The organism is Priestia sp. VA7, from assembly GCF_055710015.1.
The window spans coordinates 1-12,292 of the sequence record NZ_JBVQPN010000001.1; the positions used below are offsets into that span (position 1 = coordinate 1).

The window sequence follows — 12,292 nt, forward strand, 5'->3', positions numbered from 1 at the left end:
GACGGGATAAGTGCTGAAAGCATCTAAGCATGAAGCCCCCCTCAAGATGAGATTTCCCATAGCGCAAGCTAGTAAGATCCCTGAAAGATGATCAGGTTGATAGGTCAGAGGTGGAAGCGTGGCGACATGTGTAGCTGACTGATACTAATCGATCGAGGACTTAACCAAACTTTAAAAGCGTAAGCTTTACTCAGCAAACTGTTATCTAGTTTTGAGAGAACAAAACTTTTCGAAAAAAGTCTTGCTTTCTTTATGAAATAGTGTATAATATAATATGTCTGGTGGCGATAGCGAAGAGGTCACACCCGTTCCCATACCGAACACGGAAGTTAAGCTCTTTAGCGCCAATGGTAGTTGGGACTTTGTCCCTGTGAGAGTAGGACGTTGCCAGGCTTATATATCGGAGGATTAGCTCAGCTGGGAGAGCACCTGCCTTACAAGCAGGGGGTCGGCGGTTCGATCCCGTCATCCTCCACCATCGACTATTTAAGTCAGAGATTGCACGCCGGTGTAGCTCAATTGGTAGAGCAACTGACTTGTAATCAGTAGGTTGGGGGTTCAAGTCCTCTTGCCGGCACCATTTTTTTCGAGCCATTAGCTCAGTTGGTAGAGCATCTGACTTTTAATCAGAGGGTCGAAGGTTCGAGTCCTTCATGGCTCACCATTTATATTCACACGCGGGTGTGGCGGAATTGGCAGACGCGCTAGACTTAGGATCTAGTGTCTTACGACGTGGGGGTTCAAGTCCCTTCACCCGCATCTTTCATTAATTTCATATATGTGCGGAAGTAGTTCAGTGGTAGAACACCACCTTGCCAAGGTGGGGGTCGCGAGTTCGAACCTCGTCTTCCGCTCCACATATATAAGTCCTGCCGGGGTGGTGGAATTGGCAGACACACAGGACTTAAAATCCTGCGGTAGGTGACTACCGTGCCGGTTCAAGTCCGGCCCTCGGCACCATTTTAATAAGCGCCCGTAGCTCAATTGGATAGAGCGTTTGACTACGGATCAAAAGGTTAGGGGTTCGACTCCTCTCGGGCGCGCCATAAACGGGAAGTAGCTCAGCTTGGTAGAGCACTTGGTTTGGGACCAAGGGGTCGCAGGTTCGAATCCTGTCTTCCCGACCATTTATGGGGCCTTAGCTCAGCTGGGAGAGCGCCTGCCTTGCACGCAGGAGGTCAGCGGTTCGATCCCGCTAGGCTCCACCAATTAAATTAAATAATTGTAACGAATAATATGGCGGTGTAGCTCAGCTGGCTAGAGCGTACGGTTCATACCCGTGAGGTCGTGGGTTCGACTCCCTCCGCCGCTACCATATAAGTTACATTTGTTATAAATATACGGAGGAATACCCAAGTCCGGCTGAAGGGATCGGTCTTGAAAACCGACAGGGGTGTTAAAGCCCGCGGGGGTTCGAATCCCTCTTCCTCCGCCATTTATTTATATCATATTCATATCATCGCGGGGTGGAGCAGTTCGGTAGCTCGTCGGGCTCATAACCCGAAGGTCGCAGGTTCAAATCCTGTCCCCGCAACCAAAGTGGTCCCGTGGTGTAGCGGTTAACATGCCTGCCTGTCACGCAGGAGATCGCGGGTTCGATTCCCGTCGGGACCGCCATTTTGTTTGGCTCGGTAGCTCAGTTGGTAGAGCAAAGGACTGAAAATCCTTGTGTCGGCGGTTCGATTCCGTCCCGAGCCACCATTTTAAGACGGCGATTGTGGCGAAGTGGTTAACGCACCGGATTGTGGTTCCGGCATTCGTGGGTTCGATTCCCATCAGTCGCCCCATCTTAAGTAACGCGGGTGTAGTTTAGTGGTAAAACCTCAGCCTTCCAAGCTGATGTCGTGAGTTCGATTCTCATCACCCGCTCCAAAAATGGGCCTATAGCTCAGCTGGTTAGAGCGCACGCCTGATAAGCGTGAGGTCGGTGGTTCGAGTCCACTTAGGCCCACCATATTCCACAGTAGCTCAGTGGTAGAGCTATCGGCTGTTAACCGATCGGTCGTAGGTTCGAGTCCTACCTGTGGAGCCATACGGAGAAGTACTCAAGTGGCTGAAGAGGCGCCCCTGCTAAGGGTGTAGGTCGTGTAAGCGGCGCGAGGGTTCAAATCCCTCCTTCTCCGCCAGTCGTTTTAAATTTAAATATGGCCCGTTGGTCAAGCGGTTAAGACACCGCCCTTTCACGGCGGTAACACGGGTTCGAATCCCGTACGGGTCATCTCAAAAAGGTTTGCATATATGCAAACCTTTTTTATTTGCGCTTTTTTAAAGATTAAGTAAACAGAAATAATAGTTAGGAATAATTACCATGAATTTTCAGAATAAAAAGTAAGTTTTAAGCAGGATTTTCCCTATGTCATATGGAATTATTCATAAAGTAATAAAGTATGAAGAGTATGGGATAAAGAGTTATTTAAAAGAACTTTTATTCTATTATATTTGTAGAAAAGGTTTATGTTTTTACTGTAAAAGGGAATGAGTGGTAAGAAGCGTATATTATGTGCGTATATTATGTTTGAAGTTAAAGGGGTGGCAAAAGTGAATCTAGCGGTTCAGCCTACTGAATTTGATGTTCATTTGTATCACGAAGGAAACTTATTTCGCAGTTACTCTATTTTCGGTGCGCATCAGGTAACGGTAGAAGGGATTGAAGGCGTACGATTTTGCGTGTGGGCACCTCATGCAAAGGGCGTAAGCGTTGTAGGTGATTTTAATAAATGGAACGGTTTTCAACATTCCATGGTCAAAGTTAATGAAGAAGGTATTTGGATGACATTTATCCCTGAATTAGAACAAGGGACTATTTATAAATATGAAATCATCACACAAAGCAATCAAAAAAAATTAAAAGCAGATCCATACGCTTTCTTCAGCGAAGTGCGCCCAAACACTGCGTCTATTGTTTACTCATTGGATGGGTACAAATGGAACGACCAATATTGGCGTAGAAAGAAAAAACAGCAAAATATATATGAAAGACCGCTGTGTATTTACGAGCTGCATGCAGGGTCTTGGAGGACTCATGAAGATGGCAGCCTTTATACATACAGTGAATTAGCACAGGAGCTTATTCCTTATATTGCTGAACAAGGTTTTACACATATTGAGTTATTACCAGTCATTGAGCATCCGCTCGACCGATCCTGGGGATATCAAGGAACTGGATACTATTCCGCCACCAGTCGATACGGTACACCTAAAGAGTTGATGAACTTTATAGATGAGTGTCATCAAAACAATATAGGAGTTCTTTTAGATTGGGTACCCGGGCACTTTTGTAAGGATGAACATGGTCTGTATATGTTCGATGGAGAACCTACTTATGAATACAAACAAGAATCCGATCGTGAAAACTACGTTTGGGGAACAGCTAATTTCGATTTAGGAAAGCCTGAAGTACAAAGTTTTCTGATTTCGAATGCTTTGTTTTGGTTGGAGTACTTCCATATAGATGGATTTCGAGTAGATGCTGTAGCTAATATGCTTTATTGGCAAAATTCTTCTGGAAAAGCAGTGAATGATGGAGCTGTCAGCTTCTTGAAAAAGTTGAATGAAGCTGTTTTTGAATCTGATGAAACGGTATTAATGATGGCAGAAGATTCAACGGACTGGCCGCTTGTTACAGCACCTACGTATGAGGGCGGTTTAGGCTTTAATTATAAATGGAATATGGGATGGATGAATGACGTTTTAACATACATGGAAGCTGGCGTGGAAAGACGTCCCTATCTTCACGATAAAATGACCTTTTCACTAATGTATGCGTTTAACGAAAATTTTATTTTGCCGCTTTCTCATGATGAAGTCGTACATGGGAAAAAATCATTACTTAATAAGATGCCAGGTGATTACTGGCGCAAGTTTGCACAGCTTCGACTGCTATATGGATACTTCTTTGCACACCCGGGAAAAAAGCTTTTATTTATGGGCGGAGAGTTTGGCCAATTTGATGAGTGGAAAGATTTAGAGGAGTTGGATTGGATGCTTTATGACTTTGATATGCATCGCAATCTTAACGGATATATGAAGGATCTCATCAAGATTTATAAGAGAAGCAAGCCTTTATATGAATTAGACCATAATCCAGATGGATTCGAATGGATTGATGTTAACAACCATCATCAACAAATCTTCTCTTTTATTCGTAAGTCAAAAGAAAATCAGGAGATTTTTATAGTTGTTAGCAATTTTTCTGAGCATCCATATCATTCTTACAAAGTTGGAGTTCCAGTTGAGACAGAGTACATTGAAGTTATTAACAGTGATGACGAAGTGTACGGCGGTTCAGGCATTGTAAATAAAAAGGCATTAAAATCAGTGGATGAATCGTTTCACGGTCAACCTTTTTGCATTGAAATGAATATTCCGCCGTTTGGCATTAGTATACTACGAGCAAAGAGAAAACGAGGGGAGAGAAAACAACATGTTAAAAAAGAAATGCGTAGCGATGTTATTGGCAGGAGGAAAAGGTAGTCGGCTCAGTTCGCTTACAAAAAATCTAGCAAAGCCAGCTGTACCATTTGGTGGTAAGTATCGAATTATTGATTTTGCTTTAAGTAATTGTACAAATTCAGGTATTGAGACAGTAGGTGTATTAACTCAATATCAACCGCTAGTTCTCAATTCATACATTGGAATTGGAAGCGCTTGGGATTTGGACCGACGGAATGGTGGCGTCACGGTATTGCCTCCATACGCGGAATCAGATGGAGTAAAGTGGTATAAAGGCACGGCTAGTGCTATTTATGAAAATTTAAACTATTTGACACAATATGATCCTGAGTATGTACTGATTCTATCAGGTGATCACATTTATAAAATGAACTATGAAAATATGCTTGATTATCATATAAACAAAGAAGCAGACGTAACGATTTCTGTTATTGAAGTACCTTGGGAAGAAGCGAGCCGTTTTGGTATTTTAAATACCAATAGTGACCTAGACGTAATGGAGTTCGATGAAAAACCACAGCGTCCTAAAAATAATCTAGCTTCCATGGGAATTTATATTTTTAAATGGAGTATTTTAAAAGAATATTTAGAAATGGATGCACGCAATCCATATTCAAGCCATGATTTTGGTAAAGATGTTATTCCGCTTTTACTAGATGAAAAGAAAAAGCTAATTGCATACCCATTTCAAGGTTATTGGAAAGATGTAGGAACTGTAAAAAGCTTGTGGGAAGCGAATATGGATTTGTTATGTGATAAAGACGAGCTTAATTTATTTGACTCTTCATGGAAAGTATACTCTGTTAACCCTAATCAGCCTCCTCAATATATCGCGCCAAACGCCTGCGTGGTGGAGTCATTAGTAAATGAAGGGTGCGTTGTCGAAGGAAACGTAGAGCAGTCCGTGTTATTTCCAGGTGTACAAATCGGCTCAGGTTCTGAGGTTAAGAAAACGGTTGTCATGCCTACTGCAAAGATAGGCTCTAACGTATATATTGAAAACGCAATTGTTCCATCGGACATTGAAGTTCCAGACGGTACTATTATTCGACCGACCAAAGGAAGCGAAGAAGTAATTCTTGTTACTCAAGAATTGATTGAATCAGTTGCTAAATGCATTTAACGAACAGAGAGGATGAACGACATTGAATAATCAAATGCTTGGTATTATTGATGCTTGTACAAACACAACAGCGCTGCAGCCTTTAACCTTTTATAGATCGATTGCTGCCATTCCTTTTGCAGGACGCTATCGATTAATCGATTTTACGCTTTCTAATATGGTAAACTCTGGAATTTCGAGCGTTGCCATTTTTCCTCGTGATCGCTATCGCGCATTGATGGATCATATAGGTTCAGGAAAAGAGTGGGATTTGGATCGGAAGCGAGATGGATTGTTTATCTTCCCTCCTATGACAAGTGATTTACACTTAGAAAGTCCATCACTATTCACGCAGTTCCGTTATCATATTGATTATTTCTTAAGAAGTAAGCAGGAATACGTATTAATTGCGAATAGTTATACGATATGTACAGTTGACTTTGAGCACGTGTTGCAACGTCATATTGCTTCAAATGCAGATATTACTGAAATGAAGCAGGGTGATAAATCGCTTAATATGTATATTATTAATAAATCTATTCTAGTTAATATTTTGCAAAATGAATCCCATGATTTTTATACGATTAAAGAAATGGTTCGATATATGGCACAATCTCATCGTGTAGAAAAGTATGAGCACCATGGATATACGGCTGAGATTTCTAGCTTAGATGCCTACTATAAAACAAGTATGGAAATTTTATCTCCAGATGTCTGGAAGCAGTTATTTATCAACGAACGTCCTGTTTTCACTAAAGTAAAAGATGAACCGCCTACTCGTTACGCAAAAAAAGCGGTTGTGAAAAATTCAATGATTGCAAACGGGTGCGTGATTGAAGGGCATGTGGAAAATAGTATTATCTTCCGAGGCGTTAAAATTGGAAAAGGTACGGTCGTTAAGAATAGCATTGTGATGCAAAAAGGCGTTATTTTAGAAAATAGTGTATTAGAAAATGTTGTTTTAGACAAAGATGTGAAAATAGGAAGTAATGAAACGTTGCTAGGTGAGTCAGGATTACCTAGAGTCATTGCTAAAGGAACAACTCAAGGAGCGTTGATGAAGTCGTGAATGTATTATTTGCTGTATCAGAATGTGTACCTTTTATTAAAACAGGAGGATTAGCAGACGTAGCTGGTGCCCTGCCTAAAGAATTAAAAAAGTTAGGAACGAACGTGTGTGTAGTCATGCCAAAGTACGGAACGATTCCTCAACATTATCAAGATGAAATGGTGCTTGAAAAAGTTATTCATGTACAGGTTGGGTGGAGAAGACAGTACTGCGGAATTGAATCGTTAACGATGGATGGCGTTAAATATATTTTCATTGATAATGAATATTATTTTAAAAGAGATAGCTTATATGGGCACTACGATGACGCTGAACGATTTGCTTTTTTCAGCAGAGCCGTGCTTGAAGCTATCCCGTTTTTAGAGAATGAGCCTGATATTATTCATTGTCACGACTGGCATACGGCTATGATTCCATTTTTACTTCGTGCTAATTATGATATGTATGATCATATTCAGACGGTCTTTACGATTCATAACTTGCAATTCCAAGGAATCTTCCCTAAGAGCAATTTATATGAGTTATTAAATTTAAATGAATATTATTTTACTACAAGCCAGCTCGAGTTTTATGGGAATATTAATTTTATGAAAGCTGCGCTTGTATCAGCTGATAAAATTACCACGGTAAGTCCTACATATCGAGATGAAATTCAAATGCCATATTACGGAGAAAGTTTAGATGGATTATTGCGTCAGCGAAATCAAGATTTAATTGGGATTGTAAATGGAATCGATGAAGAAGCTTATAGCCCAGACGCAGATCAGCTTATATCTTATCCTTATTCGGTAGAAAAGATTGAAGGGAAATATAAAAATAAAAAAGAGCTCCAGCGCTATCTTGAATTAGAAGAAAATAAGGATGTTCCAATTATTTCGATGGTTACAAGGTTAACTCAGCAGAAGGGATTGGATTTAGTTAAGCACGTTTTCCATGAGACGGTTAACTTAGGAGCCCAAATTGTTATTTTAGGCACTGGAGAACACGAGTTTGAGCAGTTTTTCCGTGAGATGGAAGATACGTACCCGCAACAAGTAAAAGCTATTATTGGTTTTAATGAAGAACTTGCTCATAAAGTTTATGCCGGTACGGATTTATTTTTAATGCCTTCCCGTTTTGAGCCTTGCGGACTCGGACAATTAATAGCCTTAAAATATGGAACCATTCCAGTCGTGCGTGAAACGGGCGGCCTGAATGACACGGTCAAAGCTTATAATGAATATAGCGGAGAGGGAAATGGCTTCTCTTTTAAGAATTATAATGCTCATGACATGCTTCATACGTTAGAAAGAGCTGTTTCATTTTATCACCAGAAAGATGTATGGAAAAAATTAATGATGGATGCTATGAGTCAGGATTATAGCTGGGGGCAATCGGCATTTAAATATAATCAATTGTATTCAAATTTGACATCTACTCCATCGTGAAAGGGTGAGCAGATTGTTCTCTGATAAAAAAAGCTTTCAAGAGGCTTTTTTAAAAAAGCTGGAAATGACATATGGAAAGAGCTTTAAAGAATCTACTGTTCAAGATCACTATCATACATTAGGAAATATGGTGCGAGAGTATATTAGCAGCGATTGGATTTCAACCAATGAAATTCATAGGTCTTCACATACAAAGCAAGTGTATTATCTTTCTATCGAATTTTTACTAGGCAGACTATTGGGTCAAAATCTGTTGAACTTAGGAATTCGGGAAGTTGTAAAAGAAGGATTAAGTGATCTGAATATTTCACTTGAAAATATTGAAGAGATAGAAGTAGACGCAGGATTAGGAAACGGCGGATTAGGCAGGCTTGCTGCTTGTTTTTTAGATTCTCTTGCTTCACTTAATCTTCCTGGCCACGGTTATGGGATTCGCTATAAACACGGTTTGTTTGATCAAAAGATTGTAAACGGCTTTCAAATTGAGCTCCCAGAACAGTGGTTAAGGCATGGGAATTCATGGGAAGTACGCAAATTAGATCAAGCCATAGAAGTGAACTTTTGGGGCGAAGTTGAAATGGTACAGGAAGATGAAAAATTCTCTTTTCGTCATGTAAAAGGAGAACCCGTCTCTGCTGTTCCTTATGACATCCCGGTTATCGGGTATAAAACAGATACAGTTAATACACTTCGCCTTTGGAATGCGGAGCCTTCATCATTTCCAGTACATAAAGATGTGATGGAGTATAAGCGTCAAACAGAGGCTGTATCAGAATTTTTATATCCAGATGATACACATGAAGATGGTAAAATATTAAGATTGAAACAGCAATATTTTCTTGTGTCAGCTAGCTTACAAAGTATTATCAGAGCACATCGAAATACCTATCAAACACTTACAAACTTTCACGAAAAAGTAGCCATTCATATTAACGATACTCATCCTGTACTTGCGATTCCTGAGCTAATGAGAATTTTACTGGATGAAGAAAAAATGGAATGGGAAGATGCATGGCATATTACGTCCAATACCATATCATACACAAATCATACCACTCTTTCTGAAGCCCTTGAGAAATGGCCAATTGATTTATTTCAACCCTTGCTTCCACGCGTGTATATGATTATTGAAGAAATTAATGAGCGCTTTTGTAAAGAATTATGGGAATCATATCCAGGCGACTGGCAACGGATTGAAAATATGGCTATTTTAGCGCACGGGTTAGTAAAGATGGCTCATTTAGCAATTGTGGGAAGTTATAAAGTAAACGGTGTGGCAAAGATTCATACTGATATTTTAAAAGAACGAGAAATGAAAGATTTTTATCAGTTTTATCCTGCTAAATTTAACAATAAAACGAACGGAATTACCCACCGGCGCTGGTTGTTAAAAGCTAACCCGCAGCTTTCCTCCCTTATTACCGAGGTGATAGGAGATAAATGGATTAAACAGCCGCATTCTCTTATAAAGCTCCAAGAGTACGTGGAAGATCCAAGTTTTTTACAAGGACTAAAAACAGTAAAACAACAGCGTAAAAAGCTGCTTGCGGATATTATTCAAGAGCAAACGGGAATTAAAATAGATTCTAATTCTATTTTTGATGTACAGGTTAAAAGGCTTCATGCTTACAAAAGGCAGCTTTTAAATGTGCTGCACATTATGTATTTGTACAATCGATTAAAAGAAGACCCTAATTTTCAAATCGTTCCTCGTACATTTATTTTTGGTGCGAAAGCTTCTCCCGGCTATTATTATGCAAAAAAAGTCATCAAGCTAATTAACTCTGTAGCTGATGTTGTCAATAATGATCCACAAACATCACCGTTTTTAAAAGTCGTTTTTTTAGAAAACTATCGTGTGTCACTTGCTGAGTATATCTTTCCTGCGGCGGATGTCAGTGAACAGATTTCAACCGCCAGCAAAGAAGCTTCGGGAACGGGAAATATGAAATTCATGATGAACGGAGCGTTAACTCTTGGCACGATGGACGGAGCGAACGTCGAAATTAGCGAGGCAGTAGGAAAAGATAATGTCTTTATTTTTGGATTAAAAGCCGAAGAAGTGTTGAGCTATCAGCAAAATGGAGGATACCGTGCCTATGATTATTACCATCATGATAAGCGTATTCGACAAGTGCTCGAGCAGCTTACAAACGGCTTCCTGCCTGACACATATGACTTATTCGAGCCTATATATGATTCATTATTAATGCAAAATGATGAATACTATGTACTCCGTGACTTTGACTCATACGTTACGGCACAGCAAAAAGTAAACGAAGCTTATAGAAATGAAAATAAATGGCTTCAAATGAGTGCGACGAACATTGCACACTCCGGCTTTTTTTCTAGTGATCGAACGATTGAGGAATATGCATCTGATATTTGGGGAATTCATTCCACTAAAAATTTATTAAATCAATAAATAGAAAAGGTGTAGTCAAAGACTACACCTTTTTTATTTTATCTGTTGTCACCGTTTAAGAAATCACCTAAAGAACCAAGGATACTGCCTTCACCTTTACCTCCCGTTGGCGAAACTGCACTTGATAAAACGCGATCGGCTAGTCGGCTAAAAGGAAGAGATTGAATCCAAACTGTTCCCGGTCCTGACAGAGTAGCAAAAAACATGCCTTCCCCTCCAAACAGAGCTGTTTTAATTTTCCCTACATATTCGATATTGTAGTTTACATCACGGGTCATGGCCACTAAACATCCAGTATCCACTCGAAGGCGTTCACCCGGCTGCAGCTGTCTTTTATGAATGGTTCCGCCTGCATGCAAAAATGCCAAGCCATTACCTTCTAATTTTTGCATAATAAAACCTTCACCGCCAAAGAAGCCCGTTCCTAGTTTTTTTTGAAAATCAATGCCAACGGATACGCCTTTGGCAGCGCATAAAAAGGAGCTCTTTTGACAAATGATTTTATGATCGAGCTGCTCTAAATCGACAGGAATAATCTTGCCTGGAAAAGGTGAAGCGAAGGATACTTTTCGTTTGTGATATCCGTTATTTGTATATACCGTCATAAATAAACTTTCACCAGTTAATACGCGTTTCCCAGCTCCTTTTAGTTTATTAAACAGCCCGCTGCTGGTGGAAGAAGAACCGTCACCAAAAATGGTTTCCATCTCAATATCATCTTCCATCATCATCATTCCTCCAGCTTCTGCTATAACACTTTCTGAAGGATCTAATTCAATTTCAACAAACTGCATGTCATCTCCATACAATTTATAATCAATTTCATGTGCATTCATCATTTTCACCTCATTATTAATTCTAATCTCCTATTTATTCGATATCATCTCCTATAGCTCCTACAAAAAATAGAAAAAAGAGTAGTATGAAGAACTACTCCTTTTCAGTGTATGGATCTTTCTCATAGGCCGGTAAATCTCCAAATATGGTCATCGTACCTTCTTCATCCAGTGCATTTTCATATCGCTCATGCTCTTTTGAAGGGTAAATAGGAAGAGGCTGTCCATATAAATCGGTAGCGGCAAAGTTTTCATAATCTTCAACGTATCCAATAGCTTCATCTGCCTCAATATAGGTTTCACTATAGTTAGACGTATCTTCTATAAAATCAGAAGGAGATTCAGACGTCCCGTAACGCGCAACGTCTTGCCAAGAATCTTCTGCGTCATATCCTGTTGTTTCGGTATCGTCATAGTCGTATTGACCAAATGGGTGATGGAGAACATTTTCTTCTACAGGTCTGTGCTTTGGAATATCCTGCGATGGGCTATGTTCTCTACAGTATAAAGTAGTTGGTACAGCCTGAAGTCTTTCAAACGAGATATCTGCTCCACATACTTTGCACGTTCCATACGTGCTGTGAGCGATTGCCTGAAGTGCTTCTTCTATTTCATGTAGCTCTTGTTTTGCATGTTCATTTAATGCAAGGTCTTTTTCACGCTCGTATGTTTCCGTGGCTGTGTCACCAGGGTGGTTATCGTAGCTTGAAAGTTCTCCTACAGCATCGTGAGCGTCGCTTCGAGTTAGACCAAAATGATCATTTTGATCAAAGTGCGATTGAATATCAGCCTTCTGCTGCTGTAAATTTTGTTTTAACTGACTGATTTCTTGTTTTGAAAGTGTCATGAAGCTCCCCCTTAAAAATTTATTGTGCTTTTGTAGTATGTGTTAAAAATTCAAAAAAACACGATTCATATTAGGAGTATTTGGGGTATTCATGAAGCTAAGAGAGAAAAGGAGTGGAAAATTAAAGAAAGTTA

The 12,292-nt window shown here is 39.9% G+C and carries 7 protein-coding genes, 20 tRNA genes and 2 rRNA genes; 27 read left to right on the forward strand and 2 right to left on the reverse strand.

All coding sequences use genetic code 11. The annotated features are described in order from the left end of the window. The 27 genes from AC0C45_RS00005 to AC0C45_RS00135 form a co-directional block, all read left to right on the forward strand. Nucleotides 1-168, forward strand: a 23S ribosomal RNA gene (locus tag AC0C45_RS00005); the annotation flags it as partial. A gap of 109 nt (nt 169-277) precedes the next feature. Then, nucleotides 278-393 (forward strand): 5S ribosomal RNA (gene rrf / locus AC0C45_RS00010). A 9-nt stretch (nt 394-402) separates the two neighbouring features. Beyond that, a tRNA-Val gene (locus AC0C45_RS00015) sits at nt 403-478 on the forward strand. A gap of 26 nt (nt 479-504) precedes the next feature. Further along, nucleotides 505-580, forward strand: a tRNA-Thr gene (locus AC0C45_RS00020). Nucleotides 581-588: 8 nt separating this feature from the next. Further along, nucleotides 589-664 (forward strand) — tRNA-Lys (locus AC0C45_RS00025). A 13-nt stretch (nt 665-677) separates the two neighbouring features. Beyond that, nucleotides 678-759, forward strand: a tRNA-Leu gene (locus AC0C45_RS00030). Between the two features lie 23 nt (nt 760-782). Beyond that, nucleotides 783-857 (forward strand) — tRNA-Gly (locus AC0C45_RS00035). A gap of 14 nt (nt 858-871) precedes the next feature. Then, nucleotides 872-960 (forward strand) — tRNA-Leu (locus AC0C45_RS00040). A gap of 9 nt (nt 961-969) precedes the next feature. Further along, nucleotides 970-1,046 (forward strand) — tRNA-Arg (locus AC0C45_RS00045). A 4-nt stretch (nt 1,047-1,050) separates the two neighbouring features. Next, nucleotides 1,051-1,127, forward strand: a tRNA-Pro gene (locus AC0C45_RS00050). Nucleotides 1,128-1,132: 5 nt separating this feature from the next. After that, a tRNA-Ala gene (locus tag AC0C45_RS00055) sits at nt 1,133-1,208 on the forward strand. Between the two features lie 30 nt (nt 1,209-1,238). Next, nucleotides 1,239-1,315: transfer RNA gene (locus AC0C45_RS00060), tRNA-Met, on the forward strand. 27 nt (nt 1,316-1,342) lie between these two features. Continuing rightward, nucleotides 1,343-1,435 (forward strand) — tRNA-Ser (locus AC0C45_RS00065). A 25-nt stretch (nt 1,436-1,460) separates the two neighbouring features. Next, a tRNA-Met gene (locus tag AC0C45_RS00070) sits at nt 1,461-1,537 on the forward strand. Nucleotides 1,538-1,541: 4 nt separating this feature from the next. After that, nucleotides 1,542-1,617 (forward strand) — tRNA-Asp (locus AC0C45_RS00075). Between the two features lie 8 nt (nt 1,618-1,625). Further along, nucleotides 1,626-1,701: transfer RNA gene (locus AC0C45_RS00080), tRNA-Phe, on the forward strand. A gap of 10 nt (nt 1,702-1,711) precedes the next feature. After that, nucleotides 1,712-1,787: transfer RNA gene (locus AC0C45_RS00085), tRNA-His, on the forward strand. 11 nt (nt 1,788-1,798) lie between these two features. Further along, nucleotides 1,799-1,872, forward strand: a tRNA-Gly gene (locus AC0C45_RS00090). 5 nt (nt 1,873-1,877) lie between these two features. Then, nucleotides 1,878-1,954: transfer RNA gene (locus AC0C45_RS00095), tRNA-Ile, on the forward strand. 3 nt (nt 1,955-1,957) lie between these two features. Then, nucleotides 1,958-2,032: transfer RNA gene (locus AC0C45_RS00100), tRNA-Asn, on the forward strand. A gap of 3 nt (nt 2,033-2,035) precedes the next feature. Then, nucleotides 2,036-2,126, forward strand: a tRNA-Ser gene (locus AC0C45_RS00105). 20 nt (nt 2,127-2,146) lie between these two features. Beyond that, nucleotides 2,147-2,218, forward strand: a tRNA-Glu gene (locus tag AC0C45_RS00110). A gap of 293 nt (nt 2,219-2,511) precedes the next feature. Continuing rightward, on the forward strand, nt 2,512-4,473 hold the full coding sequence (gene glgB, locus AC0C45_RS00115) for a 1,4-alpha-glucan branching enzyme (RefSeq protein ID WP_047931039.1): 1,962 nt from the start codon (nt 2,512-2,514) through the stop codon (nt 4,471-4,473). Then, entirely contained in the window at nt 4,424-5,575 is a 1,152-nt protein-coding gene (locus tag AC0C45_RS00120; protein WP_016765788.1) for a glucose-1-phosphate adenylyltransferase, read from the forward strand. Before glgB ends, AC0C45_RS00120 begins: the two co-directional genes overlap by 50 nt. 22 nt (nt 5,576-5,597) lie before the next feature. Next, nucleotides 5,598-6,623 carry a glucose-1-phosphate adenylyltransferase family protein gene (locus tag AC0C45_RS00125; protein WP_025750736.1) on the forward strand — a complete coding sequence of 342 codons (1,026 nt, stop codon included), beginning with the start codon at nt 5,598-5,600 and terminating at the stop codon, nt 6,621-6,623. After that, the gene (gene glgA / locus AC0C45_RS00130) at nt 6,620-8,050 is read left to right on the forward strand and encodes a glycogen synthase GlgA (protein WP_013085286.1); all 1,431 of its coding nucleotides are present in this window, start codon (nt 6,620-6,622) and stop codon (nt 8,048-8,050) included. Before AC0C45_RS00125 ends, glgA begins: the two co-directional genes overlap by 4 nt. A 13-nt stretch (nt 8,051-8,063) precedes the next feature. Beyond that, complete coding sequence (locus tag AC0C45_RS00135) at nt 8,064-10,475, forward strand: glycogen/starch/alpha-glucan phosphorylase (RefSeq protein WP_016765785.1); 2,412 nt, start codon at nt 8,064-8,066, stop codon at nt 10,473-10,475. Nucleotides 10,476-10,513: 38 nt separating this feature from the next. On the opposite strand, the gene AC0C45_RS00140 is transcribed toward AC0C45_RS00135, so the two are convergent. Then, nucleotides 10,514-11,311 (reverse strand): TIGR00266 family protein, encoded by a 798-nt coding sequence (locus tag AC0C45_RS00140; RefSeq protein WP_013085284.1) that lies wholly within the window; start codon nt 11,309-11,311, stop codon nt 10,514-10,516. A 94-nt stretch (nt 11,312-11,405) separates the two neighbouring features. Next, nucleotides 11,406-12,158, reverse strand: a complete 753-nt coding sequence (locus AC0C45_RS00145; RefSeq protein ID WP_257061200.1) for a TraR/DksA C4-type zinc finger protein — start codon at nt 12,156-12,158, stop codon at nt 11,406-11,408. Nucleotides 12,159-12,292 lie beyond the last annotated feature (134 nt).

Bases quoted from the DNA above. Each gene is read 5' to 3' on its own strand.
- glgB (WP_047931039.1), top strand. From the start codon at position 2,512: ATGTTTGAAGTTAAAGGGGTGGCAAAAGTGAATCTAGCGGTTCAGCCT.
- AC0C45_RS00120 (WP_016765788.1), top strand. From the start codon at position 4,424: ATGTTAAAAAAGAAATGCGTAGCGATGTTATTGGCAGGAGGAAAAGGT.
- AC0C45_RS00140 (WP_013085284.1), bottom strand. From the start codon at position 11,311: ATGAATGCACATGAAATTGATTATAAATTGTATGGAGATGACATGCAG.
- AC0C45_RS00145 (WP_257061200.1), bottom strand. From the start codon at position 12,158: ATGACACTTTCAAAACAAGAAATCAGTCAGTTAAAACAAAATTTACAG.